Below are 26,371 nucleotides of genomic sequence, written 5' to 3' on the forward strand. Positions count from 1 at the left end.
CGGGGTGGTGTGCCGGGTGCGGGTTCGTCGTGGCTGATCGCGCAGTTCCCCGCGCCCCTGGAGGCGGGGCTTCGCCCCTGCCTCCCCCGATAGAGGTGGCGCACGTAGTGCGCTCCGAAGGGGCGCGGGGAACTGCGCGGCCAGCCACCCACCGGGCGGTCAGCCGGAAGACAGGGACGGACGCGGGCCAGGCAGGGCAGAGAGGGTCAGCCCTTGACGGCGCCCTGCATGATGCCGCCCACGATCTGCTTCCCGAACAGCAAGAACGCCACAAGCAGCGGCAGCGTCCCCAGCAACGCCCCCGCCATGATCACGGAGTCGTCCGGGATGTACCCCGTGCCGAGCTGGTTGAGGGCGACCTGAACCGTCGGGTTCTCCCCGTTCAGCGCGATGATCGGCCACAGGAAGTCGTTCCAGGACATGACGAACGTCAGCAGCCCGAGCACCGCCATCGCCGGCCGCGCCGCGGGGAAGACGACATGCCACACGACCCGCAGACTGCTCGCGCCGTCCACCCGGGCCGCCTCGATGAGTTCGGAGGGCAACGCCTGCACCAGGTACTGCCGCATGAAGAACGTACCGAAGGCGCTCACCAGCGTCGGCAGGATCACGGTCTGGAGGTGGTTGGCCCAGCCCAGGTCCGTCATCCACAAGTAAAGCGGCACGACGGCCAGTTGGGGCGGCACCATCATCGTGCCGATGGTCAGCAGGAGCAGCGCCGACGAGAAGCGGAACTTCAGCTTGGCGAAAGCGAACCCGGCCAGCGTCGAGAACAGCACCGTGCCCACGGTGACCGTCCCGGCGACGAGGATCGTGTTCCACATGGCCGTGCCCATGCCGGCCTGCTCCCACGCCGTACGCAGGTTCTTGAAGAGGTTGCCGCCGAACCAGAACGGCGGCGGGGTCTGCGCGAGCCGCTGGTTGGTGCGGGAGGCGGCGATGGCGGTCCAGGCCAGCGGCGCCAGCGAGATCACGGCGAACAGCACGAGGACCGCGTACGTCACGGGACCCGCGTGCAGTTGCTTGCCCGCGCCCGTGATCCGCCGGCGTCCGCGCGGGCGCACTTCGCTCATGGTGGTCATCGGGACTTCCTCAGCCGTCGGGTGATCAGCAGGTTCGCCGCGGCGATCACGAGCAGGATCAGGAACATCGACCAGGCGATGGCGGACGCCTTGCCGAGATTGCCGACGATCCAGCCCTGGTCGTACATGTACAGGCCGAGCGTCTGGTACTGGTGCTCGGAGCCGCCCTTGGTGCCGCTGACCCCGCCGAACAGCAGCGGCTCACCGAAGAGCTGGGTCGCGCCGATGGTCGAGACGACGACCGTGAACAGGATCGTGGGCCGCAGCATCGGGATCGTCACATGCCGGAACTGCTGCCAGCGGTTCGCGCCGTCCAGCGCCGCCGACTCGTACAGGTCACCGGGGATGGCCTGCATCGCGGCGAGGTAGATCAGCGCGTTGTACCCGGTCCACCGCCAGATCACGATGGAGGAGACGGCGAGCTGTGAACCCCAGTTCGACTCCCGCCAGTTGACCGGGTCCGCGCCGAACAGGTGCAGCACCCAGTTGACCATGCCGTTGTCCGGCGAGAACAGCAGCACGAAGACGAGGGTCGCCGCCGCCACCGAGGTCGCGTACGGGGTGAGGACGACGACCCGCCACACGGTCGAGCCGCGCAGCCGGTAGTTGAGCATGTGCGCGAGCCAGAGCGCGGCCAGCAACTGCGGCACGGTCGACAGGACACCGATGCTGAACGTGTTCTTGAGCGCGTTCCAGAAGAAGTCCGACTGGAAGAGGTTCGTGTAGTTGTCGAGCCCCGCCCAGGTCTGCGTGTTGAGCGAGGACAACTGCACATGGTGCAGCGAGTACCACGCGGTGTAGAGCAGCGGCACCAGCGAGAAGGCGCCGAAGACGAGGAAGAACGGGGCGATGAACGCGTACGGCGACGCCTTCATGTCCCAGCGGTACAGGCGGCTGCGCCAGGAGCCGGAGCCCTGGGACGCCGTACCGCGACCGTGAGCGCCCCGGGCCGCGCCCGGCTCCTTCGAGCCGGGCGCGGCGTCGGCGCTCGACGCGGCGCGCGCGAGAGCCTGGTCGGAGCCGGTCACTGGCCGAGCACGTCCTTGACTTCCTTGGTGGCCGCGTCCCAGCCCTGCGCCGGGGACTTGCCCTTCTGCTCGACCTGGAGGATGCCGGTGTCGGTGATCGCCGTGTTGATCGGCTGGTCCTTGATGCCGAAGATCTGCACGGGGATCGTCTTGGCCGAGTCGGAGAAGATCTGCGTGATCGGCGCGTTCGAGAAGTAGGCGAGCGTGTCCGGCTTCGGCTTCAGCGACGCGTACGCGGACGGCGTCGAGGGGAAGCTCGCCTGCTTGGCGAAGACCTTCGCCTGCTGCTCGGGCGCGGTCAGCCACTTGGCGAGCGCGATGGCCTCCTTCTGGTGCTTGCCCGCCTTCGGTACGCCGATGAAGGAGCCGCCCCAGTTGGCCGCGGTCGGGGCCGCAGCCACGTCCCACTTGCCCTTGCCGGCGTCGCCGGACTTCTCCTGGATGTAGCCGATCATCCAGGCGGGGCAGGCGACGGTGGCGAAGGTGGCGTTGGCGTAGCCCTGGTCCCAGGGCTTGTCGAACTGCTTGAGCTTCGCCGACATGTCACTGGTCGCCACGGTCATCGCCGCGTCCCAGGCTTCCTTGACGCCCTTGGACTTGTCCCAGACGACGTTGCCGCCGTCGTCGTAGTAGCGCTCCTTGGCGCCGCCGAGCGCCGCGTTGTAGACGGAGGACGCGGAGTCGACGAACTTGGTGCCGCCCGGCGCCTTCTTCATGTAGTCCTTGCCGACGTCCACGTACTTGGCCCAACTGCCCTTCCACATCTGGGCGAGCTTCGTGCGGTCCGTGGGCAGGCCGGCCTTCTGGAAGAGGTCCTTGCGGTAGCAGATCGCCATCGGGCCGATGTCGGTGCCGAGCGCGATCGTGCGGCCGTCCTTGGTCGTGGCCTGGGCGGTCTTCCAGTCCAGCCACTGCGACTTGTCGACCTCCTTGCCGAGGTCCACGAACTTGTCGGCCTGCGTCTGCACGGCCTCCGTGATGTTGCCGATCTCGATGGCCTGCACGTCGTCGGTGCCCGAACCGGCCTGGAGCCGGGTCAGCGTCTTGGGCCAGTAGACGTCGGTGCGGGTGGTGACGTTCTCCTTGATCTTGATGTCCGGGTGCAGCTTCATGTAGTCGTCGTAGAGCCCGGCCTGCTTGTAGCCGAAGGTGCCGAACGTGCCGACCGTCAGCGTCGTGCCGCCCTTGCCCGCGCCGCCCCCGCCCGAGGAGCCGTCGGCGCTGTTGTCCTTGTCATCGCTGGCACACCCGGCGAGCAGCCCTGTGGCCAGGGCGGCGACGACCCCGAGGGTCATCACGCGTCGGGACGTACGAACAGTCGTGCGCATTTGCGTCCTCCAAGTGCTCAAGTGCTCTACGTGCCGATCCCGGCCAACTGCTGCACAGGGGCCCGTGCGTGGTACTGCGGCTCCGGCGGGGAACGTGCGGCTTCTTTAAGCGTCCACGAGGGTGGGAGCGCTCCCACCGGTGATGTGTTGAAGAGTCGCGGCTCGGCCCATGGGTGTCAAGAGAGTCGGCAGCGGCAACTTGCCGCGGTTATCGGGCTGTTAGATTCCGCCGTGAGACTTGGGAGGTAGCAGTCATGGCGGCTCGCGGCACGCACGGCAGGCGTCCGACCCTGGAAGAGGTCGCGGCCCGGGCGGGGGTGGGCCGCGGCACGGTCTCCCGGGTGATCAACGGCTCGCCCAGGGTCAGCGAGCGCACCCGCGCCGCCGTCGAGGAGGCCGTCGCCGAACTCGGGTACGTGCCCAACACCGCGGCCCGCGCCCTCGCCGCCAACCGCACGGACTCCATCGCCGTCATCGTGCCCGAGGCCGAGTCCCGGTTCTTCTCCGAGCCGTACTTCTCCGGCATGGTCGGCGGCGTCGGACTCGCCCTCGCCGAGACCAACCTCCAGCTCCTGCTCACCTTCGCCCGGGGCGAGCGCGAGCAGGACCGGCTCGCCTCCTACCTCGCCGCGCACCGGGTGGACGGCGTGCTCCTCGTCTCCGTGCACGCCGACGACCCGCTCGCGGACCGGCTCCTCCAGATGGACATCCCGACCGTGATCAGCGGCCCGCGCTCCGCCGACGAGCCGCTGCCCTCCGTCGACACGGACAACTACGCCGGGGCGCGCAGCGCCGTCGCCCACCTGCTGACGCGGGGCCGCCGCGCCGTCTCGATCATCACCGGCCCGATGGACGTGTACGGCGCGCGATGCCGCCTGTCGGGGTACGAGGACGAACTCGCCGCGCACGGCATGGCGTACGACGAGAAGCTGGTCTCGTACGGCGACTTCACCGAGGAGGCCGGCCGGCGCTGCATGACGGAACTCCTTGAGCGCCGCCCCGGCCTCGACGCGGTCTTCGCCTGCTCGGACCTGATGGCGTCCGGCGCGCGGCAGGTGCTGCGCGAGGCGGGGCGGCGCATCCCGGACGACGTGGCGCTCGTCGGCTTCGACGACTCGGTCATCGCGCGGCACATGGAGCCGGGGCTGACGAGTGTGCGGCAGCCGACGCGGGACATGGGGCGCGCCATGACGGAACTCCTCCTGGACGAGATCGCCCTCGCCGCCGAGGGCAAACGCTCCTCACCGCGCCGCCGCACGGAACGCCATTTGGTCCTCCCGACGGAACTGATCATCAGGGCGTCGTCCTAGGCGGCGGCCCCGGCGGGCTTTCCTGCGGCGCCGGGGCAGGGGTGCCGGGGCGGGGTGAGTGACGGGACTTGAACCCGCGGTCGGTCGGGGCGGAGCAGGGTGAGTGACGGGACGTGAACCCGCGGTCGGTCGGGGCGGAGCAGGGTGAGTGACGGGACTTGAACCCGCGGTCGGTCGGGGCGGGGTGAGTGACGGGACCTGAACCCGCGGTCGGGTGGGCGGAGCCGGGTGAGTGACGGGACGTGAACCCGCGGGCGGGCGGCGGGTCAGGGGTGGGGGTCGCCGAAGCCGGCCGGGGCGCGGTCCAGGGTGGTCTGGCGGTGCGGGCGGGGGACCGGGCACGTCTTGTGCAGGAGCACGGAGGCGCCGGGGCCGGAGGCGGCGAATACGGGGAGCAGTTCGGTGGCGTCCCCGGTACGGATCGCTTCGTCGCAGCGGGCGCAGACGCGGGCGCTCTCGTACGTCACGACGCTTCGCCCTCGCTTCCGCCCTCACCGGTGTCGTAGGCGTCGAGGATGTGCACGTGCCGGGCCAGTTCGGTCAGGGTGACGCACGCGGAGAGCGCCGAGGGGCTGAGCCCCGCCGCGAGGGCGCTCCGCGCGTCGCCGGCCGCCTTGTCCCGGGAGTACCAGGCGCGGGTGCCCTTGTCGAGGCGGGCGGTTCGTTCCTGTACGCGGGGGAGGAGCCGGCGCAGTTCGGTGCGCAGCCGGTGGTCCAACTCCGTACGCCGCTCGGCCGAGGGCCGCGTCCAGGGCGCCGCGCCCGCTTCGTCGAGCAGCTCCCGCAGGGCGTCCGGCCCCTCGTCCTCGGGCGCGGGGAATGTCGAAACGCAGGGCATGGCGCCTCCGGGCGGGGTGGGGGCCGCCCCCTTGCCGGGGCGGGATGGTTGCCGCTGGCAGGGAAGCTAGGCCGGGGGGTGGGCGCGGAGACCAGCGCTGTGCAGGACTGTGCAGGAACTGCGCTTGAGCCAGCAGTTTGGCGGAACTGCGGTCTTGACCGGACTGCCCTGCTACGCGACTGTGTTGCACACAACTGCACCCGAGTGCTGGGGAGTTCGTCATGGCATTACGGTTCATCGGGATCGATCCGAACACCGGGGAAAAACAAAGCCCGACGGTCTGGGTCGACGAGCGCAAGCAGGAGCTTGTGTTCCAGGGGTGGGTTCCGGGCCCCGAGCTGGAGGCGGAGTGCGCGGCGTTCGAGCTGCCGGGCCACGCGAAGGGAATCCCGGCGGGCGAGGCCGTGGTCCGCATCCCCGCCCGGATGATCGACATGGTGAGGGAGGCATGCAGTGCCCTTGAGCGCCCCGACGTTCGATGACCTGATGGCTCGCTGCCGTACGGCGGTGCATCTGGAGATGCGTGACAGCTACGCGGTCGACTACGAGGAAGGGCCCTTCGCCGACTGGCGGGCCGGATTCCGCCACGACCCGGACGACCGGGAGTCGTGGTGGCGGCCGTGGCTCGACCTGATCCAGGAGAACGTGCGGCGCGGCGCGGTCATCCGCCGCGCGCGGATCGTCTCGGAGCCTGTCAGCGAGTACACGCGGTTCCTGTACGACGGCACGTTCACGAACGTCGCCGCGGGCGAGCTGGTGCGCTGGCTGCCACGGCGCCGCGCCTCCGACCTCGCCCTGCCGGGGAACGACTTCTGGCTGTTCGACGACGAGTGGGTTCACTGGAACCACTTCGCCGGCGACGGGTCATGGACCGGAGAGGAGATGACGGACGATCCCGCCGCGGCGAAACTGTGCGCCGACGCGTTCGATGCCGTGTGGGAACGCGGCATACCCCACGGCCAGTACGAGATCCGCTGAACGCTCCTGGTAGACCAGTCCCATGCCCAAGTCACCGTCCTCGTCCGCGCAGGCCGCCCGCGAGGCGGTCGCGCTCAAGTTGCGCGAGCTGCGCCTGAGCGCCGGACTCACCGTGCAGGGACTGGCCTCCAGATGCGGATGGCACCACGCGAAGACGTCCCGGATCGAGAACGCCCGGACCGCCCCTTCCGTCCGGGACATCCGGGCGTGGACCGAGGCGTGCGGGGCGGCGGACCAGGCCGACGGACTCATCGCGCAGTCACTCCAGGCGGAAGCCATGTACCGGGAGTGGCGGCTGCAGGTCCGCTCGGGGATGAAGCATCTGCAGGACAGCGTCGTCGACTTCTTCCGGGCCACGAAGCTGTTCCGCGTGTACTCGTCCACGCTCGTCCCCGGCCTCTTGCAGACGGAGGGGTACGCATCGGCGCTGCTGACGAACATCGCGGACTTCCGGCAGGTTCCCGTGAACGACGGGCCCGAGGCCGCCGCGGCACGCGTGGAGCGCTCGCGCGTGATCCTCGAACCGGGGCACAGGTTCCTCCTGCTCGTGGAGGAGAGCGTGCTCCGGTTCCAGATCGGCGACGAGCAGGCGATGGCGGCGCAGCTCGGCTACCTGCTGACGGCGGGCGCGCTTCCTCAGGTGTCCCTCGGCGTCATCCCCGCGAGCACCCGGGACCGTGCCCACTGGCCGATCGAGACGTTCCACGTGTACGACGACCGACTGGTGTCGGTGGAGCTGACTTCAGCCGAGGTCAACATCACGGAGCCCGCCGAGATCGCGCTGTACCTGAAGGCGTTCGAACAGCTCCGCAGTATGGCCGTGTACGGGGCCGACGCGCGGGCGCTGATCACCAGGGCGATAGCGGCCCTGGACCGACCGCAGAACTGAGCGCCGCCGCCGGAACCGCGTGGCGGCGCAGACCACGAGGGAGGACCGCGATGCAGTCGAGCACGCCGCCGTTTCCTGAGTTCCTCGCCCAAGCGGAGCGTTCCGCCGTGCATCTGGAGATGCGGGACGCCTACGGGGTCGAGACCGAGGCCGAGGACTTCGCCCGCTGGCGGGCGACCGGAGAGGCGGACACCGATCCGCAGTCGGCGTACTGGGCCCCATGGACGGCCCTCATCGGAGCCACGGTCGCCCGGGGCGTGACCGTACGCCGGGCCCGCATCGTCTCCGAGCCGGTCAGCGACTACATCCGGTACGAACACGAGGGCACCGTCGTGAACGTCGCCGCCGGCGAACAGGTCCGCTGGTTGCCGCGGCGCCGCGCCGGCGACCTCGCCCTCCCGGGGAACGACTTCTGGCTGCTCGACGGACGTCTGATCCGCTGGAACCACTTCACGGGCGCCGGCGCCTCCGCCGGCCAGGAGGACAGCACGGACCCGGCCGCCGCCAAACTCTGCGCGGACGCCTTCGAGGCCGTATGGCAGCGGGCGGTACCGCATGAGACGTACGAGATCCGCTGACCCAAGCGATACGCGGTCCGCCGTCGGCGTCAGCGCAGTCAGCGAATGGTGATGGCCACGATCGAGAAGACAGGATCGCTGCTGACAGCACTAATTCTTCTCACCCCGCTGAACGCCATTGCGATGGAGGTGCCGACTCCGGAGATGCCCGGGCGCGCTCGCCGGGGCTGCGCAAGGTGAGACCGGAGCTACGGAGGCTAGGCAGTGCGCCTACCTGGCTCGGATGGAGGATGCCACCCGCTGCACGAGCAAGCACACGAAGGACTGCATCGACTACCGGGCGCCCGGCGACCACGACGGCCTCGACAGGGGGACGGCCCCGCCCGGCCCCCCCCAGGCGGGGCCGCCTGCCGCGGACTGAGCCGCTACCCCTGCTGGGCGACGTCGGTGATCTTCACTTTCACCTTCGTACTCGCGGACGCCGTGCTGATCAGCGTCGGCGTGTAGTTGAGGCTTGTCTGGTCCGACAGTTCGGCCGTCTCGATCACCGGCCCCGACGCGTCCCCGGAAACCTCGTACGTGATCTCGTAGACCGCTTCGGCGTCCAAGGCGTCGGTGAGCCCGTTGTATGTCAGGCGCGGCTCGACAGTCACGTTGCAGCCGGCCGAGCCGAAGCACTGCCGCTTCGTGGTCTTCAGCGTCATCGTGAAGTCGTCGGTCGTCGGCGCCTCGAACGTCGGCTCGTCGGTCATTTCTTTGCCGTCGTCGGCAGCCGCGGCCTTCGGGGTTGGGGTGGTGGACGCGGCGGCGGCGGGCTTGCTGGCGTCCTTGGACTGCACGACGTAGATGCCGGTGCCTACGATGGCGGCGGCTACCACTGCTGCTGCGCCGATGATGACTGCGTTGCTGGCGCGCTTCGTGGCAGGCGGCGTGGGCGGTGTGGTCGGCGGGAAATCGGGCTGCGGCGGTGTGGTGCTCATGGGTCCCCCCTGCGGTTGTGCTGTGTCTGCGCATGATGCGGCGCCATGTGGTCGCGGCGAAGGCGAAGTAGTCGATTCGTGACCCACGCGGAAGCCCCGCCACGGGTTGCCACAGATGCGACCGGCGGTCGGGTGCTCGCTGATGAGGCGAGCGGCGCGGCGCTGGCGTGTCAGCCGGGCGCAGGGGCTACGAGGTCGTGTCGGCGGGCTCCCAGGCTCCGGCGCCCGCCTCGCATCCGGCGGACTTGGTAGGTCGCGGAGCCGTCATTCTTCTCGCGCCTCCTGATGCTCGCGGAGGCCGAGCAGACGCGGTTTTGGGGGGTGGTGTGGCCACGGTTTGGCCATGGTTCCCGCACATGACGAAGGGCTGACCTGTTTTCACAGGTCAGCCCTTGATCATTCTAGGGTGAGTGACGGGACTTGAACCCGCGGCCACCTGGACCACAACCAGGTGCTCTACCAACTGAGCTACACCCACCATGTCCGGTCGTTTGTCGTTCTTCCGACCGGCCGAGAAAAAGTGTACAGGGTCCGAAGGGGTGCTCGCGCACACCTTTTCCGGGCCCCGTACACAGGGGGCGTGCGAGGGGGCGTACGGATGGCTAGTGGGGAGGTTCCGCAGGCAGGACGTGGCGCGCGGCGATCACCTTGGCCGTGTCGGAGTCCGGTCCTGGCTGCGGGACGAAGATCGCCTCGCGGTAGTAGCGCAGCTCGGCGATGGACTCGCGGATGTCGGCGAGCGCCCGGTGGTTGCCGTTCTTGTCCGGACTGTTGAAGTACGCCCTCGGGTACCAGCGGCGCGCCAGCTCCTTGACCGAGGACACATCGACGATCCGGTAGTGGAGGTAGTCCTCCAGCGTGGGCATGTCACGGAGCAGGAAGCCGCGGTCGGTGCCGACCGAGTTCCCGCACAGCGGGGCCTTGCCCGCGTCCTTGACGTGTTCACGTACGTAGGAGAGGACCTGCTCCTCGGCGTCGGCGAGGGTCGTGCCCCCGGCCAGTTCGTCGAGGAGCCCCGAGGCCGTGTGCATCGCGCGCACCACCTCGGGCATCTGCTCCAGGGCCTCGTCCGGCGGGCGGATCACGATGTCCACACCGTCGCCGAGTACGTTCAGCTCCGAATCGGTGACCAGGGCGGCCACCTCGATGAGCGCGTCGTTCGCCAGCGAGAGTCCGGTCATCTCGCAGTCGATCCACACCATGCGATCGTTCATGCGGACAACCCTACGGGCACGGCCCGCGCACCGGCAGACGCCGGACCCCGGCTCCGGCGCGCTGCCGGGCCGGGGCCGGGTGGATCTACGACGCCGAACGCGGCCCGGGCAGGCTCGCCCGGCCCTGCGCGTACGCCTCGGCGGGGCCGCGCCCGCCCTCCGCGTGGCCCGTCGGACCGGCCGGCGCGGACGCCGTCGCCGTACCGAGGGCGCTCGCGGCGGCCGTGCGCCGGGACTGTGAGGGCACCGGGCCGGGCCCGCCGGCCTGCTCCGCGGCGGCCGGCGCCATGGACTCGACGGGTCTCTCGGCCTTCAGGCCGCCGCCCCCGCCGCCGTGCGCCCCTGGCCCCTCGCCCGACTGCGGCCGGCGCGCCCGGTAGGCGGCCCGGTACGCGGCTGGGGACGAGCCGAGCTGGCGGCGGAAGTGCCCGCGCAGCGCGACGGGGGAGCGGAAGCCGCAGCGGCCCGCGACCTCGTCCACGGAGTAGTCGGACGTCTCCAGGAGCCGCTGCGCCTGGAGGACCCGCTGGGTGATCAGCCACTGGAGCGGCGCCGACCCGGTCAGCGAGCGGAAGCGCCGGTCGAACGTGCGGCGGCTCATATAGGCGCGGGCGGCCAGCGTCTCCACGTCGAACTGCTCGTGGAGGTGCTCAAGGGCCCAGGCGACGACCTCGGCCAGCGGGTCCGCGCCGATCTCCTCAGGTAAAGACCTGTCGAGATAGCGCTCCTGGCCGCCGCTGCGGCGCGGCGGGACCACCAGGCGCCGGGCGAGCGCGCCCGCCGCCTCGTTGCCGTGGTCCGTGCGCACGATGTGCAGGCACAGATCGATACCGGCCGCGGTGCCCGCGCTGGTGAGCACGTCGCCGTCGTCGACGAACAGCTCGCGCGGATCGACGTGGACCGACGGGTAGCGCTTGGCGAGCGTCGGCGCGTACATCCAGTGCGTGGTCGCGGGCCTGCCGTCCAGCAGACCGGCCGCCGCCAGCACGAACGCGCCCGTGCACAGCCCGACGATGCGGGCGCCCTCCTCGTGCGCGCGCCGGATCGCGTCGAGGGCCTCCTCCGGTGGCGGCGAGGTGATCGACCGCCAGGCCGGCACGACGACCGTGCCCGCCCGCGAGATCGCCTCAAGCCCGTGCGGGGCGCTGAGTTCGAGGCCGCCGGTGGTTCGCAGCGGCCCCTCTTCGCCCGCGCACACGAGCAACCGGTACCGCGGAACTCCCGCGTCCTGGCGGTCGATCCCGAACACGGAGAGCGGTATGGAACTTTCGAAGATGGGTCCGCCGCTGAACAGCAGCACGGCGACGATCTCTCGGCGCCTGCGCCCCGACAGCTTGCGAGCCGCCGCCTCCGGAGCAGTGGTGGAGTCGTGGCTCATCCTGCTAAGCCCCCCTCGGTGATCGCGGCTCCCTCAATACTTTGACGGGCTGTTCGCTCCTGCACGTTTCCCCTCGGTCCTGCACGAAGTCCCCCGCCGCCTACAGATCAGACAGTCATGATCGAATCTACTGTGTCGTGTGGTGCCGTCGTGACCAGTTAAAGACCTGGCAGATTGTCGACATGGCAACTTGGCGTGAAGCATTCGATCACGAAGCGTTGCACTCGCGGGCGTTGCTGGGAAGTACGCCTCAACTCCATGGCCGGTCCCCGTAGGGTGCACGCGGCATTTACGGTCCTTTCAGCCCTGGTGGGAGGGGGGTTGGAAGCCCCTTTCGGCAAGGAAAGGACCCCCGGCCGAAGTTGGCTGAAAATCTACGGGGTGGCGCATGGAATCCGGTCAGTCGACCGGCGCACTCCGGTCCGCCCCGCGTCCGCCCCCACGCGCCCCCCGGGCCCCTGGCCCGCCCGGTCCGCGCCGCCCGCCGCCCTGCCTCTCGGACAGTTCACTGTGCAACTGTGCGGCCTCCTGCGAATGTACGGGCCCCTGCGGCCGTACGGCACCACGCGCGCGTGCCGTTCCGTACGCGGGGGAGGGCGGCCGGCGTTCCGCGCGGCGCAGCAGGATGCGGCACGCCGCCGTCACGGCCGTCAGTCCGAGCGCCGCGCCCGTCGCGCCGGCCGCGGAGGTCCCGTACCCGACGAGCGCCAGCGGTACGAGGACGCCGCCGAACGCCGCCCAGCGCGCCACGACGCCCGCGCCCGCGCCTTCGCCCTCGCCCGGTCCGCCCGGTCCGGCCGACGCGGGTCCGGGTGGCGCGTCGTCGGCGTGAGCGGTCGGGCGGGTGTGCGACTGGGGCGCGCGGACGGGCGCCGGTACGCGCCGGCGCTGATCCCCGGCGCGCCGTGCGGCGCGGTACGCGGTGCTCGGTCCGGGCACGGACAGCTCCCTGGGGTCACTCGGGGCGACGGTTCAGGAGTTCAACGCGGCGCACCGGCGGCGGTCACTGGAGCGGCCCCGTTCAGGGCCCACACGGGTGCCGTAACCGCCTGTACGGGGCAGCAACCATTGCCAGACGGGCGGGGGCTCGTGCATGCTCCCCTGAACGCTGCGGAGCGGACCTGGTCGCGGCCTCGGATGGGGGCCGGAGTCTGGGCAGAGGAGGAGTGTCGCCGTACCCTTGGGGGTATGGGGTTGGGAAGATGATTCCCGGACACGGCTCCGCCGATCAGTTGTCGTCCCCTCCAACGAGGCCCACGAGGTACACGCCGAGACACTCATGGCCGGTCACGAACTCCCCGAACCCGAAGGCCGCAAGCGGCAGGTCGCCGACCCCGCGGCCGACTCCGCGGCCGTCCCGCAGGCGGCCGAGGAACTCCGTCACGCCTGTGATCCCGCGTTCAAGCACGGGGTCGTCGTCGGATTCGACGGCTCGACCTCCAGCGAGCGGGCCCTCGCCTACGCGATCGGCATGGCGCACCGGGCCGACTCCGGTCTGATCATCGTGCATGTCGCCAATCGGCTGCCGACGACTGTGTGGGCCGGGTGTGAGCCGCCCGTCTTCGTCGATGTGCCGGATCATCGGACCGAGGTGCTCGGGCTCGAACTGGCCTGTGCGGATTATCTCTCCGAGGTGCCGTGGATCTTGGTGGAGCGGGGTGGGGACATCTGCCATGAGTTGGAGGAGGTGGGGCGGGAGTATGCCGCCGACGCGATTGTCGTGGGTTCTACCCACGGTCTCGTCGGGCGGATCTTCGGCTCCGTCGCCGGGCGGCTCGCGCGCCGGGCCCGCCGCCCCGTCATCGTCATCCCCTGACGCGGGGGCCTCCGGCGCGGGCCCTTACCGGCCACCGTCCTGCGCAGTTCCCCGCGCCCCTATCGGGGCACTACGCGCGCGTGGTCTTCTGCGGGCCGGTGGGGCTTCTCGCGCAGTTCCCCGCGCCCCTGAGGAAGCGGGGCTTCGCCCCAGCTTCCCCAGGGGGGAGGTGGCGACGCAGTCGCCCCGACAGGGGCGCGGGGAACTGCGCGATCAGCCACGACGAAAGTCGAGGAAACCCACCGGCCGAAGCCACCCACTCACCCAGGGGCGCGGGGAACTGCGCGGCCAGCCACGGCGAGAGTCGAGGAATCCCACCGGCAGGGCGACCCACTCACCCAGGGGCGCGGGGAACTGCGCGGCCAGCCACGGCGAGAGTCGAGGAAACCCACCGGCCGTAGGGCCCCGGGCCTGAGACCCCGCCCCCCGAGGGCTACTCGACCGTTACGGACTTGGCCAGGTTGCGGGGCTTGTCGATGTCCCGGCCGAGGGCCAACGCCGTGTGGTAGGCCAGGAGTTGAAGGGGGATGCCCATCAGAATGGGGTCGAGTTCGTTCTCGTTCTTAGGGACGACGATCGTACGGTCCGCCTTCTCCTGCTCCTGATGCGCAACCGCCAGAATCCGCCCGGCCCGCGCCTTGATCTCCTCCATCGCGGCGCGGTTCTTCTCCAGCAGGTCATCGTCCGGCACGATCGCCACCGTGGGAAGCGCCGGCTCGATCAGCGCCAGCGGCCCGTGCTTCAGCTCGGACGCCGGGTACGCCTCGGCGTGGATGTACGAGACCTCCTTGAGCTTCAGGGACGCCTCACGGGCCACGGGGTAACCCCGTACACGCCCGACGAACATCATCGAGCGGGCGTCCGCGTACTCCTCGGCGATCTTCTTGATCTCCGCTTCCTGGTCGAGGATCTCCTGGATCTGCGCGGGCAGCTTGCGCAGGCCCTCGATGATCCGCTTGCCGTCCGCGACGGACAGGTCACGGATGCGGCCCAGATGCAGCGCGAGCAGCGCGAACGCGACCGTCGTGTTGGTGAAGCACTTCGTGGAGACGACACAGACCTCGGGGCCGGCGTGGACGTAGACGCCCGCGTCGGACTCCCGGGCGATGGCCGAGCCGACGACGTTGACGACGCCGAAGACGCGGGCGCCCTTGCGCTTGAGCTCCTGGACGGCGGCGAGCACGTCGTACGTCTCGCCGGACTGCGAGACCGCGATGTACAGGGTGTCGGGGTCGACGACCGGGTCGCGGTAGCGGAACTCGGAGGCGGGCTCGGCGTCCGCGGGGATGCGGGCCAGCTCCTCGATCATCTGCGCGCCGATGAGACCGGCGTGGTACGACGTGCCGCAGCCGAGGATCTTCACGCGGCGCACGGTGCGGGCCTCACGGGCGTCCAGGTTCAGGCCGCCCAGGTGGACGGTGGAGAACCGGTCGTCGATCCGGCCGCGCAGCACCCGGTCCACGGCGTCGGGCTGCTCGCAGATCTCCTTGTGCATGTACGTGTCGTGGCCGCCCATGTCGTAGGAGGCGGCCTCCCACTCGACGGTGGTGGGGGAAGCGGTGGTGCGGGTGCCCTCGGTCGTGTACGTACGGAAGTCGTCCGCCTTGAGGGTCGCCATCTCGCCGTCGTCGAGGGTGACGATCTGGCGGGTGTGGGAGACGAGCGCGGCGATGTCGGAGGCGACGAACATCTCCTTGTCGCCGATGCCGAGGACGACCGGCGAGCCGTTGCGGGCGACGACGATGCGGTCCGGGAAGTCGGCGTGCAGCACGGCGATCCCGTATGTGCCCTCGACCAGGCGCAGCGCCTCGCGGACCTTGTCCTCCAGGTCACCGGCCGCGGAGCGGGCGATGAGGTGGGTGAGGACCTCGGTGTCGGTCTCGGAGAGGAACGTGACGCCCTCGGCGGCCAGCTTCGCGCGCAGCTCGGAGGCGTTGTCGATGATGCCGTTGTGGACGACTGCGACCTTGTCGTCGCCGGACATGTGCGGGTGCGCGTTCTCGTCGGAGGGGGCGCCGTGCGTGGCCCAGCGGGTGTGGGCGATGCCGGTGGTGCCCTTGAAGCGGGCCGGGACCTTGGCCTCCAGGTCGCGCACGCGGCCCTTGGCCTTGACCATCTTCAGGCCCGTGGACTTCGGGCTGGTGATCACGACGCCCGCGGAGTCGTAGCCGCGGTACTCCAGACGCTGCAGCCCCTCCAGGAGGAGCGGGGCGACGTCACGCTTGCCGATGTAGCCGACAATTCCGCACATATGTGGTGGTAATCCCCTCTGATGGTGAGCCGGGCCGGGGCCCTCGGTCAGCCGTAGACGATCCGGCGCAACTGCCGGAGCGACAGTTCGGGCGGTGCGACCGCCCGGTACCGCAGCTCCGCCGTGATCTGTTCGAAGATCGCCGCGTTCACCAGGCCCTGACCCTGGAGCTCGCGGTGGCGGCGGCGGACGAAGTCCTCCGCCGGCTCGTCGAACCAGGCGAGCACGTCCTGGATCACCCGCAGCGCCTCGCCCCGGTTCAGGGGCGTGCTGCGCGTCAGATGATCGACCAGTTCCTCGTGCACCCGGTAGATCCTGGGGGACGCCACGGGGTTTCGCAAGAAATCTGCCCGATATCGGGCAAGGATCACGGGGTGGGGCCGGATTCCGCCCGTCTTGAGGAGGGGGAGGAGAAGGTTTGGGGTGTGCCATGCCGCTTGTTCGGTCCGCGTTCACCCCTCGTACCCGGCGCGGACGGTCGCCCCCGGCAACTTTCGCGCCATGGACATTCCTCGCATGGGCGTGCCCGACGCCCTCGCCGGCCGGAGCCTCGCCGAGCAGCACGAGTACCTGCGCAGCACCTTCTCCCGCCGCACCATGATCCGCGGCGGCGCCGTCACCCTCGGCGCGGTCGCGGGCGGCGTCTTCGTCTCCGGCGCCACCGCCTCCGCCGCCCCCGCCGGGCACCGCGCCCCGGCCGGCGGCGCCGCCGAGCACGTGGACGGCGCCCTCGTCGCCCCCTTCGGCCGGCACCTCTCGTACGGCGACGACGCGCGCACCGAGATGACCGTGTCCTGGCAGGTCCCGGTCGCCGTGAAGGACCCGTTCATCCGCGTCGGCGCGCACCCGGGCGAGCTGTCGCGGAAGATACCGGCCGAGATCCGCGCCCTGTACACCCCGGCCGGCGTCGGCACCAGCGCCGACCACACCCAGTACTACGTGCACGCCAAGCTGACCCGCCTCAGGCCCGGCCGCACCTACTACTACGGCGTCGGCCACCAGGGCTTCGACCCGGCCGCCCCGCGCTTCGCCGGCACGATCGGCACCTTCACCACCGCCCCGGCCCGCTCGGAGCCGTTCACCTTCACGGCCTTCGGCGACCAGGGCGTCAGCTATCACGCCCTCGCCAACGACAGCCTGATCCTCGCCCAGGGCCCCTCCTTCCATCTGCACGCGGGCGACATCGCCTACGCCGACCCGTCCGGGCAGGGGCAGACCAAGGACACCTTCGACGCGCGCACCTGGGACCAGTTCCTCGCCCAGACCGAGTCCGTCGCCAAGTCCGTTCCGTGGATGGTCAGTTACGGCAACCACGACATGGAAGCCTGGTACTCGCCCAACGGCTACGGCAGCCAGCAGGCCCGCTTCGCGCCGCCCGCCAACGGGCCCGACGCGAAGAACCTGCCCGGCGTCTACACCTTCGTCCACGGCAACACCGCGGTCATCTCGCTCGACGCGAACGACATCTCGTACGAGATCCCCGCGAACCTCGGGATCTCCGGCGGGACGCAGACCACGTGGTTCGAGAGCCAGTTGAAGAAGTTCCGCGCGCCGGGCTCCGGGATCGACTTCGTCGTCGTCTTCTTCCACCACTGCGCCTACTGCACCGCGACCGCGCACGCCTCCGAGGGCGGGGTGCGCGAGGAGTGGGTGCCGCTGTTCGAGAAGTACACCGTGGACCTCGTCATCAACGGCCACAACCACGTCTACGAGCGCTCCGACGTGCTCAAGGGCGACAAGGTCGCCAAGGAGCTGCCCATCGGCGGCACCGCCTACCCGGAGAGCGACGGCGTCGTCTACGTCACGGCCGGCGCGGCGGGCAAGAGCCTGTACGCGTTCCCCGTCGCCGACAGCTACCAGGGCCACGAGAAGGACATCGACCCGTTCGCCTCGTACGTCGTCGAGCAGGGCGGCGCCAAGCGCGCGGTCACCGTCGACTGGTCGCGGGTGCGGTACACCAACTACTCGTTCCTGCGCGTGGACGTGGAACCGGCGCCGGTGGGCCGCACCGCCACGCTGACCGTGCGCGGGCTCGCCGAGACGGGCGAGGAGATCGACAAGTTCGTCGTGGCCCGCAAGGTCAGGCGCTGACCCGCCGCCTCACATCCGGCTGAGGACGGCCTGCTTGGCGGCGGCGAACTCCTCGTCGGTCAGCACGCCCGTCCGGTGCAGCTCGCCCAGCTCCCGAAGCCGCCGCAGCAGCGCGTCATGGTCGTCCCCGCCTGCCGCCGCCCCGGGCGCCGGGGCGGCGGGCTCAGGGGCGGGCGCGGGCACGGCCACCGCGGGCTGACCGCCGGGGCCGGAGCCGGGACCGGGGCCGAGCGCGGGCGCCGGGGCGGGGCGGGCCGCCGGGTGCGGCAGGCGGGCCTGCACCGCGGCGGCGACCAGCGCCATCAGCGGGTCCTTCTTGAACCCCCACAGCTCGACCGAGTTCCGGTCGTACTTCGCCGGGGCCTCGGTGGGGCCGGAGCGCACGGTGAAGCGCAGCGCCCCGTTCTCCAGGCCGGCCGCGGGCTGCCAGCGCACCGCCGTGATGTCGGCGAGGTCGAGGACGCACGGCCCGGACGCCGCCTTCGCTTCGTCCGTCTTCCAGTTCCACTCCAGACGCACCCGCTCCCCGTCGAAGCTCACCGTGCCGTCGCCCGCCGCCACGGTCAGCGGCAGCGCGGGCCCCGCCAGCAGAAACTCCGTACAAGCGGTGGCCGGGACCTGGGCGAGCAGCAGCGCGTCGCGCACCTCGTCCACGAGGTACTCGGCCACACCGAAGCGGTCCGGCTCGACGGTCAGCCGGTACGGGTCCGAGGCGTCCGCCAGTTGACCGCCCGCCGCCAGCAGCAGCGGATCGGCGCCGTCCCGCAGCCGCAGTCGCAGCCGCCCGGTCCTGCGGCCCTGCTCGAAGGAGATCCCGGCGAGCGCGGCCAGCGGCACGACCCGCTCACCCAGCGCCCGGCGCAGCACTCCGACGGACTTGTCCCGCCCCGGCACCAGCCGCAGCGATTCCCCGTCGAAGGTCCATGTCCCGTCCCGCTGGATGATTTCCGCCATGCCGCAATTCTGGCCTACGCGATCGGGTTCTCCAGTTCGCCGACCAGTTGGAGGGCGCCCGAGGGGTCGGCGAGGTCCACCATCTGCTGGTTGTCGCGCAATTGGAGCCGGTTCAGGGCCGACAGCGCGAAGGCGGGCGCGAACATGTCGTAGCGGGCGAACTTGTCGGCCAGGTGCGGCACCGACTCCTGGTACTCCCGTACGCACGTGGCGACCGCCGCCCAGAACGTGTCCTCGTCCAGCACGCCGTCCTCGACGAGGTTCGCCGCGAGGAAGCGGAAGAAGCAGTCGAAGACGTCCGTGAAGATCGACAGCAGCTTCATGTCCTCGGGCACGTCCGCGCGCACCCGCTCCACCTTCGGCGGCAGCACCGCGTCCGGGTCCATGACGGCGATCTCCTCGGCGAGGTCCTTGAAGATCGCCCGCCGCACCACGCCCCGCTCGTCGAGCACGAGGATCGTGTTCTCGCCATGCGGCATGAACACGAGGTCGTACGCGTAGAAGCAGTGCAGCAGCGGCGTCAGATACGCCCGCAGATACGGCTTCAGCCACGCGCTCGGCGTGAGCCCCGAGCCCTCGATGAGCGCCCCGGCGAACGAGCGTCCCGCGCGGTCCGTGTGCAGCAGCGAAGCCATCGTGGCGAGCCGCTCACCCTCCCCGAGCAGGGGCAGCGGCGACTCGCGCCACAGCGCGGCGAGCATCTTGCGGTAGGGGGAGTAGCGGTCGGTGGCGGCCTCGTACTCCAGGTGCCGGTAGCCGACGGCGGCGCGCTCGCGGATCAGCGTCAGACCGGTCGCCTTCAGCGTCTCGTCACCGTCGACGATCCCGGCGAGCCAGTCGTTGATCGCGGGCGTCGCCTCCATGTACGCGGCCGAGAGTCCGCGCATGAAGCCCATGTTGACGACCGACAGGGCCGTCTTGACGTAGTGCTTCTCGGGGGACGTCGTGTTGAAGAACGTACGGATCGACTGCTGCGCCAGATACTCGTCGTCGCCCTCGCCGAGGCAGACCAGGCGCTGCTGCGCGACCTCGGCGGCGAAGGTGACGGACAGCTTGTTGAACCACTGCCAGGGGTGGACCGGGATGAGCAGGTAGTCGTCGGGGTCGAGGCCCCGCTCGCGCAGCGTCGCCGCGAACCGGGCGAGGGTCGCCTCGCCCAGCTCCGCGCGGTACAGCGACTCGTGGTCGAGGCCGGCGCCGCAGGTGAACGCGGCCCGCTCGCGCGTCGCCGCAAGCCAGATCAGCCGTACGGGGTGCGCGGCCTCCGGGGCGTACGCGTGGTACTCGCGGATGCCGAAGCCGAGCCGCCCGTTGTTGGCGACGAAGCAGGGGTGGCCCTCGGTCATGCCCGTCTCGATGTCCTGGAAGGACCCGGATGCGGCCAGCTCGGCGGCGCTCACGTCGGGCTTGGTCAGCTTGTGGCAGATACTGGCGAGCGTCGAGGAGATCTCCTCCAGGTACACCGGCAGGATCGCGTCGGAGAGCCCCAGGGAGTCCTTCATCTCCACGAAGAACTGGAGGGCGTCCAGGGGCAGTTCGGTGCCGTCGCGGTGGCGGGTGATCGTGTCGGCCCGCACCTGCCAGTGGTCCAGGCGCAGACGGCGGGCGCGGAAGCGGTAGCGGGTGAGGCCGTCGTCGCTGCGTACGAGGTAGTGGTCCCCGGCGCCCGGCACGTCCCCATCGCCCGGCGCGTCCCCGGGGCCGGCCGGGACGGGCTCCGGGGTCAGCAGGCGCTCGTGGGCGAACTCGGCGAGCGCCTTGCGGATCAGCAGCCGGGCCGCCTGCGCCCAGTGCTCGGGGGTGAGGTGGGCGACGGGGGCGGCGGGACCGGCCGGGGCGGTGGTCGTGGGGGCGGTGGTGTTCGTGGGGTCGGGGGTGGTCGCGGGGCTGCTCATGCCTGGGCGTCCCTTCCGGTGGCGCGGGTGAACCGCTCGCGGGTGCAGAAGCTGAGCAGGGCGCGCTTCTCCGGCTTGTCGATCTCGCGGGCGGGGACGAAGCCGACCGCCTCGTTCAGCGCGTGCACGGCCTTGTTGCGGACGTCGGGCTCGACGACGACGCGGCGCACGGCCGGGTCGGTGAACAGGAACTCCATGACGGCGGTGATGACCGCGCGGGTGAAGCCGGGGACGCGTATGTCGGAGGGCGCGGTGAGGAAGTGCATGCCGATGTCGCCGGGCTCGGGCTCGTACAGGCCGACGAGTTCGACGTGGCGCGGGTCGTAGCGCTCCATGAGGAACGCGGGCTCGCCGTCGTGCAGACCGAGGAACGCGTCATGGTGTGCGTGCGCCGCTATCGCCTCGTACTCGCGCCGCACGTCCTCCCGCGAGGCGTCCTGCATCAGCCAGAACGCGGCCTTCGGGTCGGTGACCCAGCGGTGCAGCAGCTCGGCGTCGGCGGCCGGGTCGAGCGGGCGCAGGGTGAGGGAGCCGAGAGGGGCGGTGCCTGCGGTGCCTGTGGTGCTCATACGGAGAACTCCTGGAACGCGATGGTCTTCTCGACGGGGTAGTACTCGGTGCCGAGCAGCTCGCCGATGATGTAGCTGTTGCGGTAGGGGCCCATGCCCAGGTCGGGGCTGGTGATGCTGTGGGTGTGCACACCGGCGTTCTGGAGGAAGATCCCGCGGCCGGTGACGTCGACGGCGTAGTTGCGGGCCACGTCGAAGCGGCCTCTGCTGTCGAAGCGCAGCCGGTCGCGGATCGGCTCCAGGAAGGAGGGCGGCTCGTAGCGGTAACCGGTGGCGAGGATCAGGGCCTCGCTGCGCAGCTCGTACGTCTTGTCCTGCTCCTCCTGGTGCAGCCCGAGCGTGTACGCGCCGTCCTCGTGACGGGCGCTGGTGAGCGCGGAGTTGGTGAGCAGCCGCGTCGGCACGGGCCCGTCCAGGTTCTTCTGGTACAGCAGGTCGAAGATGGCGTTGACGAGGTCGCCGTCGATGCCCTTGAACAGGCCCTTCTGGCGCTCCTCCAGGGAGTAGCGGGTGGCCTCGGGCAGCGCGTGGAAGTAGTCGATGTAGTCCGGGGACGTCATCTCCAGCGTCAGCTTGGTGTACTCCAGCGGGAAGAAGCGCGGGGAGCGGGTGACCCAGTTGAGCCGGTAGCCGTGGACGTCGATCTCGCTGAGCAGGTCGTAGTAGATCTCCGCGGCGGACTGCCCGCTGCCGACGAGCGTGATGGACTCGCGGCTCTGGAGCTCCTTCTTGTGCTGCACGTAACGGGAGTTGTGGATGACGCCGTCGCCGCCGAGCCCGCGTACCGCCTCGGGCACATGCGGGGTGGTGCCGGTGCCGAGGACGAGATGGGGGGCGCGGTAGGTCTCGCCGGTGTCGGTGCGGGCCGTGTACAGGCCGGTCCCCTCGTCGTACGTGACGTCGGTGACCGTCGTCGAGAAGCGCACGGAGGTCAGGCGGGCGGCGGCCCAGCGGCAGTAGTCGTTGTACTCGACGCGCAGCGGATAGAAGTTCTCGCGGATGTAGAACGAGTACAACCGCCCTGATTCCTTCAGGTAGTTGAGGAAGGAGTAGGGCGAGGTCGGGTCGGCGAGGGTGACGAGGTCCGACATGAACGGGGTCTGGAGGTGGGCGCCGTCGAGGAACATGCCCGCGTGCCACTCGAAGTCGGGCTTGGACTCCAGGAAGACGCCGTTCAGTTCGGCGATCGGTTCGGTCAGGCAGGCGAGCCCGAGGTTGAACGGGCCGAGGCCGATACCGATGAAATCAACTGGCGCGGTCAAGGGTGTCTCCCAGGTACTGCTCGGCGTGGCCGGCGATGAGGTCGAGGACGGCCGCGATGTCGGCGAGGGTCGTCTCGGGGTTGAGGAGGGTGAACTTCAGGTACTGGCGCTCGCCGACCTTGGTGCCCGCGACGACCGCGTCCCCGGAGGCGAACAGGGCTTTGCGGGCATGGAGGTTGGCGCGGTCCACGGCGGCCGGGTCGGTGGTTGCGGCCGGGACGTAGCGGTAGACGAGGGTGGACAGGCTCGGCTCGACGACGACCTCGAAGCGCGGGTCGGCGGCGAGCAGTTCCCAGCCCTGGCGGGCGAGGTCGCAGACGTCGTCGAAGAGGGAGCCGATGCCGTCGGCGCCCATCACGCGCAGCGTCATCCACAGCTTGAGCGCGTCGAAGCGACGGGTGGTCTGGAGGGACTTGTCGACCTGGTTGGGGATGCGTTCGGCCACCGTACGGCGGGGATTGAGGTACTCGGCGTGGTACGTGGCGTGCCGCAGCGTCGCCGCGTCGCGGACCAGGACGGCGCTCGAACTGACCGGCTGGAAGAAGGACTTGTGGTAGTCGACGGTCACCGAGTCGGCGCGTTCGATGCCGGTGATGCGGTCGCGGTGGCGCGGTGAGGCGAGCAGCCCGCAGCCGTAGGCCGCGTCCACGTGCATCCATGTGCCGTACTGGGCGCAGAGTTCGGCGATCTCGGGGAGCGGGTCGATGGAGCCGAAGTCGGTGGTGCCGGCGGTGGCGACGACGGCCATGGGGACGAGCCCTTCGGCGCGGCAGCGCTCCAGCTCGGCGGCGAGCGCGAGGGTCCGCATCCGCCGGTCCTTGTCGACGGGGACGCTGACGGCGGCCGCTTCCCCGAGGCCGAGCAGGGACGCGGACTTCTTGATGCTGAAGTGGCTCGCCTCGGAGGTGAAGACGCGCAGTTTCTCCAGCGCGTCGGTCTTGGCCTCCTGGCGGGCGAGGAGCAGCGCCTGGAGGTTGGACTGGGAGCCGCCGGAGGTGAACACGCCGTCGGCGGCGGCCCCGAGACCGATGCGGGCGGCGGTCCAGTCGATGAGCTTGCGCTCGATGAGGGTGCCGCCGGCGGACTGGTCCCAGGTGTCGAGCGAGGAGTTGACGGCGGACAGGACGGCCTCGCCGATCAACGCCGGGATGACGACAGGGCAGTTGAGGTGGGCGAGATAGCGGGGGTGGTGGAAGTAGACGGCGTCGCGCAGGTACAGCTCCTCCAGCTCGTCGAGCGCGGCGACGGGGTCGTGCAGCGGCGCGTCGAGATCGACGGCGTCGATGGCGGGGGCGAGGGCGTCGGGGCTGACGCCCGTGAACGGCCGTGTGGTGGTGGCGAGTCTGGCCGCCACCCGCTCGACTCCCTCGGTCACGGAGCTGCGGTACAGCTCCGCGGTCGTGTCATTGAGCAGGTGCGAGCGCATGAACGGTTCCTCCGGGTGGGGGGTGCGGGTGTTCGCGGGTGTTCCCGGGCGGGGCAGGAAAAGGCGAGGTCGCGGACCTGGGCTTAGGTTAGCCTAACCTAAGTTAAGTCCGCGACCTCGCCTCGGGGTTATGGCCGGATCACGTATATGTGACTGAAATGCGGGGATGGCGGGACGTGCGGGGAGGGTGGGGCATCTGCGCACGCCGGAGATGCGCGTACCGGACATGCGCGTACCCGGCATACGCGTACGGCGGGCCCGAGGGGGCCCGCCGTATGTCTCGCGTCAGCAGTCGGCCGGCTGGGCGCGCAGCGCGTCCTCGCTGAGCCCGCGCCGCCAGTACCCGACGAACGTCACCGCCCGCTTGTCCCAGCCGCGTTCGCGCACGAGGTGCCGGCGCAGTTCCTTCACGCTGCCGGACTCGCCGGCCAGCCAGGCGTACGGGCGTTCCGCGTCGGGCAGTTGGGCCGCGCGCACGGCGTCCACGGCGCGCGGGGCGCCCTCGTCCCGTACGAGCCAGGTCACCGTGACGTCGGCGACGGTGACGAGGGGCTGGATGTCGGCGCGGTGCGGCACCTCCAGCCAGACGTGCCCGGGGGTGCCGGCGGGCAGCCAGGCCAGCACGCCGAGCGTGGCCGGCAACGCGGTCTCGTCGCCCCACAGCAGGACGTGGTCGAAGTCGTCGTGCGGGCGGCAGCGCACCGCCGCGTTGTCGGCGACGGCCGGGCCGAGCACCGCGACGCGGTCACCGGGGCGGGCGGAGCGGGCCCAGCGGCAGGCGGGCCCGCTGGTCGCCGGGTCGTCGTCGTGCAGGACGAAGTCGATGTCGATCTCGTCGACGCCCTCGACCGCGTACCGGCGCTGCCCGCTGAGCGTGTACGAGCGCATCACCGCGCGCACGTCGTCGGGCAGGGCGCGGTAGGCGGCGTGCCAGGCGCGGCCGTCGTCGCCGGGGGTCGCGGGCGGCAGGACGGGGGCGTCCTGGCCGGGGTGCGGCAGGAACAGGGAGAGCGACTGGTCCCGGCCGCCGCCGTGGAAGGCGTGCAGTTCGGGGCCGGTGAACGTGACCCGGAGCAGCGACGGGCCGAGCCGCCGCGTGCGGGCCACTTGCAGATCGAAGAATCGGAAGGGGGCTACAGCGGGGGCTTCGGCCGTCGTCGTCATGGGGTCAGGACACCTTCTTCGCTGTCTCGATGGCCTTGGCGAGGTTCTCCAGGAGCGGCGCGCACTTGTCGTACGAGAGGATCGGCTCGGGGGAGCGGGCGATGACCTGGCCGGCCTTCACGGCGGGCAGCTTCTTCCAGGTCGGCTTGGCGATGTCGGCCGGCTGCATGGCCTGGGCGCGGTCGTCCATCATGATGATGTCGGCCTTGTACTTGTCGACGTTCTCCCAGCTCAGGTTCTCGAACCAGCCGCCGGACGCCTTCTTCGCGGCCTCGGAGGGCTCGATGAAGTTCACGCCGAGGGACTTGAAGTACTCCAGGTCGATGGAGAGGTTCGTGCCCGACACGTAGAAGATGTCGGGGCTCGCGGAACCGGCGAGGACCTTGATGTCGGGGTGGGCCTTCGCGGCCTTGCGCAGCCGGGCGGCGGCCGTCTCGAACCGCTTCTTCGCCTCGACGACCTTGTCGGCCTTCAGGTCGGCGCCGAGCGAGCCGGCCAGGGCGTACATCCGCTCCAGCGGCTGGGTCAGCTTGCGGTCGTAGACGGAGACGCCGACGCTCGGGGCGAGCTTGGCGATCTTCTTCGCGGACTCCTCCGGGACGTACCAGAGGGTGCCGGCGGCGTCGAACATCGTGCTGATCAGCACGTCGGGGGCGAGGCCCGCGTACTTCTCGATGTTGAACTGGCCCCACTCGTTGCCGATGACCGTCAGCTTCGAGACGTCCATGTCGCCGGCCTGCACGTCGGGCTTGCCGCCCTTGGTGGTGGTCGGGCCGAAGACGCCCTTGACCTGGACGCCGTAGTCGTAGAGGGCGGCGCCCACGCCGGTGAACGCGACGATGTTCGCCGGGGCCTTGTCCAGCTTCACGGTCGTGCCGCGGTCGTCCTTGAACGACCAGGGGCCGGACTTCGCCTTCGTGCCGGCGCCCGAGCCGCTGTCTTTCGCGCCTCCGTCACCGCCGCCGCAGGCGACGAGCGCGGCGCCGAGGCCGAGGGCGCCGGTTGCGGCGAGGATGCCGCGGCGGGTGGGGAGGGTGAGGGGGGCGTTGGGCATCACGGGCTGCTTTCGGACGTGCCGGAACCGAGTCCGGGCCGGGCTCGAACAACTGAGGGTAGGTTAACCTAACTTCCCTCACTGTCCAGAGGGGGCCGCCGTCCGGCGCGGGGAGGGGGCGGTGCCCCTGGTCGCGGTTCTTCGTCTTTCGCCGGGTGGGCGGCTGGTCGCGCAGTTCCCCGCGCCCCTGACGGGGCGCTGCCCCTTGGGGTGCGTGGTCATCTTTCGCCCGGTGGGTGGCTGGTCGCGCAGTTCCCCGCGCCCCTTCGGTGCGCACTGCGTGCGCTACCTCTATCGGGGGAGGCTGGGGCGAAGCCCCGCCTCCAGGGGCGCGGGGAACTGCGCG

At 70.6% G+C, this 26,371-nt stretch carries 25 protein-coding genes and 1 tRNA gene; 7 read left to right on the forward strand and 19 right to left on the reverse strand.

The features are described from left to right. Positions 1–206 precede the first annotated feature (206 nt). The 3 genes from ACZ7LY_RS13405 to ACZ7LY_RS13415 are packed head-to-tail and all read right to left on the reverse strand — an operon-like array spanning position 207 to position 3,438. Positions 207–1,082 (reverse strand): carbohydrate ABC transporter permease, encoded by an 876-nt coding sequence (locus ACZ7LY_RS13405; protein ID WP_471624681.1) that lies wholly within the window; start codon positions 1,080–1,082, stop codon positions 207–209. Further along, the gene (locus ACZ7LY_RS13410) at positions 1,079–2,110 is read right to left on the reverse strand and encodes a carbohydrate ABC transporter permease (protein ID WP_471624682.1); all 1,032 of its coding nucleotides are present in this window, start codon (positions 2,108–2,110) and stop codon (positions 1,079–1,081) included. The genes ACZ7LY_RS13405 and ACZ7LY_RS13410 overlap by 4 nt, the downstream gene beginning before the upstream one ends. Next, positions 2,107–3,438, reverse strand: a complete 1,332-nt coding sequence (locus tag ACZ7LY_RS13415) for an ABC transporter substrate-binding protein (protein WP_471624683.1) — start codon at positions 3,436–3,438, stop codon at positions 2,107–2,109. Before ACZ7LY_RS13415 ends, ACZ7LY_RS13410 begins: the two co-directional genes overlap by 4 nt. Before the next feature lie 254 nt (positions 3,439–3,692). Between ACZ7LY_RS13415 and ACZ7LY_RS13420 the strand changes: the two genes are divergently transcribed. Further along, the gene (locus tag ACZ7LY_RS13420; protein ID WP_471624684.1) at positions 3,693–4,748 is read left to right on the forward strand and encodes a LacI family DNA-binding transcriptional regulator; all 1,056 of its coding nucleotides are present in this window, start codon (positions 3,693–3,695) and stop codon (positions 4,746–4,748) included. 266 nt (positions 4,749–5,014) lie between these two features. Here ACZ7LY_RS13420 and ACZ7LY_RS13425 read toward each other — a convergent pair whose 3' ends face one another. Further along, a complete protein-coding gene (locus tag ACZ7LY_RS13425; protein ID WP_471624685.1) occupies positions 5,015–5,215 on the reverse strand; it encodes a hypothetical protein in 201 nt (66 codons plus the stop codon). Then, positions 5,212–5,586 carry a DUF6415 family natural product biosynthesis protein gene (locus ACZ7LY_RS13430; protein ID WP_471624686.1) on the reverse strand — a complete coding sequence of 125 codons (375 nt, stop codon included), beginning with the start codon at positions 5,584–5,586 and terminating at the stop codon, positions 5,212–5,214. The genes ACZ7LY_RS13425 and ACZ7LY_RS13430 overlap by 4 nt, the downstream gene beginning before the upstream one ends. A gap of 221 nt (positions 5,587–5,807) precedes the next feature. Here ACZ7LY_RS13430 and ACZ7LY_RS13435 point away from each other — a divergent pair, with 221 nt between their 5' ends. From ACZ7LY_RS13435 to ACZ7LY_RS13450, 4 genes are read left to right on the forward strand one after another with little or no spacing between them, the layout of a single operon-like run. After that, a complete protein-coding gene (locus ACZ7LY_RS13435; protein WP_471624687.1) occupies positions 5,808–6,068 on the forward strand; it encodes a hypothetical protein in 261 nt (86 codons plus the stop codon). Continuing rightward, entirely contained in the window at positions 6,040–6,564 is a 525-nt protein-coding gene (locus tag ACZ7LY_RS13440; protein WP_471624688.1) for a DUF6879 family protein, read from the forward strand. The genes ACZ7LY_RS13435 and ACZ7LY_RS13440 overlap by 29 nt, the downstream gene beginning before the upstream one ends. Positions 6,565–6,586: 22 nt before the next feature. Continuing rightward, positions 6,587–7,453, forward strand: coding sequence for a helix-turn-helix domain-containing protein (locus tag ACZ7LY_RS13445; protein ID WP_471624689.1), 867 nt, complete (start codon positions 6,587–6,589; stop codon positions 7,451–7,453). Between the two features lie 50 nt (positions 7,454–7,503). Next, positions 7,504–8,031, forward strand: coding sequence for a DUF6879 family protein (locus ACZ7LY_RS13450; protein WP_471624690.1), 528 nt, complete (start codon positions 7,504–7,506; stop codon positions 8,029–8,031). 365 nt (positions 8,032–8,396) lie between these two features. On the opposite strand, the gene ACZ7LY_RS13455 is transcribed toward ACZ7LY_RS13450, so the two are convergent. From ACZ7LY_RS13455 to ACZ7LY_RS13475, 5 genes are all read right to left on the reverse strand, one after another. Continuing rightward, a complete protein-coding gene (locus ACZ7LY_RS13455; RefSeq protein WP_471624691.1) occupies positions 8,397–8,951 on the reverse strand; it encodes a hypothetical protein in 555 nt (184 codons plus the stop codon). A 405-nt stretch (positions 8,952–9,356) separates the two neighbouring features. Continuing rightward, positions 9,357–9,429: transfer RNA gene (locus ACZ7LY_RS13460), tRNA-His, on the reverse strand. A gap of 124 nt (positions 9,430–9,553) precedes the next feature. After that, positions 9,554–10,165 carry an oligoribonuclease gene (gene orn / locus ACZ7LY_RS13465; protein WP_471624692.1) on the reverse strand — a complete coding sequence of 204 codons (612 nt, stop codon included), beginning with the start codon at positions 10,163–10,165 and terminating at the stop codon, positions 9,554–9,556. 85 nt (positions 10,166–10,250) lie between these two features. Next, positions 10,251–11,543, reverse strand: coding sequence for a helix-turn-helix domain-containing protein (locus ACZ7LY_RS13470; protein WP_471624693.1), 1,293 nt, complete (start codon positions 11,541–11,543; stop codon positions 10,251–10,253). 399 nt (positions 11,544–11,942) lie between these two features. Further along, on the reverse strand, positions 11,943–12,482 hold the full coding sequence (locus ACZ7LY_RS13475; protein ID WP_471624694.1) for a hypothetical protein: 540 nt from the start codon (positions 12,480–12,482) through the stop codon (positions 11,943–11,945). A 340-nt stretch (positions 12,483–12,822) separates the two neighbouring features. Here ACZ7LY_RS13475 and ACZ7LY_RS13480 point away from each other — a divergent pair, with 340 nt between their 5' ends. Continuing rightward, positions 12,823–13,359 carry a universal stress protein gene (locus ACZ7LY_RS13480; RefSeq protein WP_471624695.1) on the forward strand — a complete coding sequence of 179 codons (537 nt, stop codon included), beginning with the start codon at positions 12,823–12,825 and terminating at the stop codon, positions 13,357–13,359. A 433-nt stretch (positions 13,360–13,792) separates the two neighbouring features. On the opposite strand, the gene glmS is transcribed toward ACZ7LY_RS13480, so the two are convergent. Beyond that, entirely contained in the window at positions 13,793–15,610 is a 1,818-nt protein-coding gene (gene glmS / locus ACZ7LY_RS13485; RefSeq protein ID WP_471624696.1) for a glutamine--fructose-6-phosphate transaminase (isomerizing), read from the reverse strand. Between the two features lie 47 nt (positions 15,611–15,657). Then, positions 15,658–15,915 (reverse strand): hypothetical protein, encoded by a 258-nt coding sequence (locus tag ACZ7LY_RS13490; protein ID WP_471624721.1) that lies wholly within the window; start codon positions 15,913–15,915, stop codon positions 15,658–15,660. Positions 15,916–16,111: 196 nt separating this feature from the next. Here ACZ7LY_RS13490 and ACZ7LY_RS13495 point away from each other — a divergent pair, with 196 nt between their 5' ends. Then, entirely contained in the window at positions 16,112–17,701 is a 1,590-nt protein-coding gene (locus tag ACZ7LY_RS13495; protein ID WP_471624697.1) for a purple acid phosphatase family protein, read from the forward strand. 9 nt (positions 17,702–17,710) lie between these two features. Here ACZ7LY_RS13495 and ACZ7LY_RS13500 read toward each other — a convergent pair whose 3' ends face one another. The 7 genes from ACZ7LY_RS13500 to ACZ7LY_RS13530 form a co-directional block, all read right to left on the reverse strand. Beyond that, positions 17,711–18,655 (reverse strand): DUF4429 domain-containing protein, encoded by a 945-nt coding sequence (locus ACZ7LY_RS13500; RefSeq protein ID WP_471624698.1) that lies wholly within the window; start codon positions 18,653–18,655, stop codon positions 17,711–17,713. Positions 18,656–18,669: 14 nt separating this feature from the next. Next, positions 18,670–20,550 (reverse strand): IucA/IucC family protein, encoded by a 1,881-nt coding sequence (locus tag ACZ7LY_RS13505; RefSeq protein ID WP_471624699.1) that lies wholly within the window; start codon positions 20,548–20,550, stop codon positions 18,670–18,672. Continuing rightward, entirely contained in the window at positions 20,547–21,119 is a 573-nt protein-coding gene (locus ACZ7LY_RS13510) for a GNAT family N-acetyltransferase (protein WP_471624700.1), read from the reverse strand. The genes ACZ7LY_RS13505 and ACZ7LY_RS13510 overlap by 4 nt, the downstream gene beginning before the upstream one ends. After that, positions 21,116–22,381 (reverse strand): lysine N(6)-hydroxylase/L-ornithine N(5)-oxygenase family protein, encoded by a 1,266-nt coding sequence (locus tag ACZ7LY_RS13515; protein ID WP_471624701.1) that lies wholly within the window; start codon positions 22,379–22,381, stop codon positions 21,116–21,118. Before ACZ7LY_RS13515 ends, ACZ7LY_RS13510 begins: the two co-directional genes overlap by 4 nt. Then, positions 22,365–23,807, reverse strand: a complete 1,443-nt coding sequence (locus ACZ7LY_RS13520; RefSeq protein WP_471624702.1) for a pyridoxal phosphate-dependent decarboxylase family protein — start codon at positions 23,805–23,807, stop codon at positions 22,365–22,367. Before ACZ7LY_RS13520 ends, ACZ7LY_RS13515 begins: the two co-directional genes overlap by 17 nt. 285 nt (positions 23,808–24,092) lie before the next feature. Beyond that, positions 24,093–24,971, reverse strand: a complete 879-nt coding sequence (locus ACZ7LY_RS13525; protein WP_471624703.1) for a siderophore-interacting protein — start codon at positions 24,969–24,971, stop codon at positions 24,093–24,095. Between the two features lie 4 nt (positions 24,972–24,975). Continuing rightward, positions 24,976–26,025, reverse strand: coding sequence for an ABC transporter substrate-binding protein (locus ACZ7LY_RS13530; RefSeq protein ID WP_471624704.1), 1,050 nt, complete (start codon positions 26,023–26,025; stop codon positions 24,976–24,978). Positions 26,026–26,371: the final 346 nt, after the last annotated feature.

The sequence above is a fragment of the Streptomyces sp. NPDC107550 genome, assembly GCF_055639095.1.

Bases quoted from the DNA above. Each gene is read 5' to 3' on its own strand.
- ACZ7LY_RS13455 (WP_471624691.1), bottom strand. From the start codon at position 8,951: ATGAGCACCACACCGCCGCAGCCCGATTTCCCGCCGACCACACCGCCC.
- ACZ7LY_RS13510 (WP_471624700.1), bottom strand. From the start codon at position 21,119: ATGAGCACCACAGGCACCGCAGGCACCGCCCCTCTCGGCTCCCTCACC.
- ACZ7LY_RS13445 (WP_471624689.1), top strand. From the start codon at position 6,587: ATGCCCAAGTCACCGTCCTCGTCCGCGCAGGCCGCCCGCGAGGCGGTC.
- ACZ7LY_RS13495 (WP_471624697.1), top strand. From the start codon at position 16,112: ATGGACATTCCTCGCATGGGCGTGCCCGACGCCCTCGCCGGCCGGAGC.
- ACZ7LY_RS13420 (WP_471624684.1), top strand. From the start codon at position 3,693: ATGGCGGCTCGCGGCACGCACGGCAGGCGTCCGACCCTGGAAGAGGTC.
- glmS (WP_471624696.1), bottom strand. From the start codon at position 15,610: ATGTGCGGAATTGTCGGCTACATCGGCAAGCGTGACGTCGCCCCGCTC.
- ACZ7LY_RS13430 (WP_471624686.1), bottom strand. From the start codon at position 5,586: ATGCCCTGCGTTTCGACATTCCCCGCGCCCGAGGACGAGGGGCCGGAC.
- ACZ7LY_RS13505 (WP_471624699.1), bottom strand. From the start codon at position 20,550: ATGAGCAGCCCCGCGACCACCCCCGACCCCACGAACACCACCGCCCCC.
- ACZ7LY_RS13470 (WP_471624693.1), bottom strand. From the start codon at position 11,543: ATGAGCCACGACTCCACCACTGCTCCGGAGGCGGCGGCTCGCAAGCTG.
- ACZ7LY_RS13405 (WP_471624681.1), bottom strand. From the start codon at position 1,082: ATGACCACCATGAGCGAAGTGCGCCCGCGCGGACGCCGGCGGATCACG.
- ACZ7LY_RS13450 (WP_471624690.1), top strand. From the start codon at position 7,504: ATGCAGTCGAGCACGCCGCCGTTTCCTGAGTTCCTCGCCCAAGCGGAG.
- ACZ7LY_RS13415 (WP_471624683.1), bottom strand. From the start codon at position 3,438: ATGCGCACGACTGTTCGTACGTCCCGACGCGTGATGACCCTCGGGGTC.
- ACZ7LY_RS13530 (WP_471624704.1), bottom strand. From the start codon at position 26,025: ATGCCCAACGCCCCCCTCACCCTCCCCACCCGCCGCGGCATCCTCGCC.
- ACZ7LY_RS13520 (WP_471624702.1), bottom strand. From the start codon at position 23,807: ATGCGCTCGCACCTGCTCAATGACACGACCGCGGAGCTGTACCGCAGC.
- ACZ7LY_RS13480 (WP_471624695.1), top strand. From the start codon at position 12,823: ATGGCCGGTCACGAACTCCCCGAACCCGAAGGCCGCAAGCGGCAGGTC.
- ACZ7LY_RS13500 (WP_471624698.1), bottom strand. From the start codon at position 18,655: ATGGCGGAAATCATCCAGCGGGACGGGACATGGACCTTCGACGGGGAA.
- ACZ7LY_RS13435 (WP_471624687.1), top strand. From the start codon at position 5,808: ATGGCATTACGGTTCATCGGGATCGATCCGAACACCGGGGAAAAACAA.
- ACZ7LY_RS13525 (WP_471624703.1), bottom strand. From the start codon at position 24,971: ATGACGACGACGGCCGAAGCCCCCGCTGTAGCCCCCTTCCGATTCTTC.
- orn (WP_471624692.1), bottom strand. From the start codon at position 10,165: ATGAACGATCGCATGGTGTGGATCGACTGCGAGATGACCGGACTCTCG.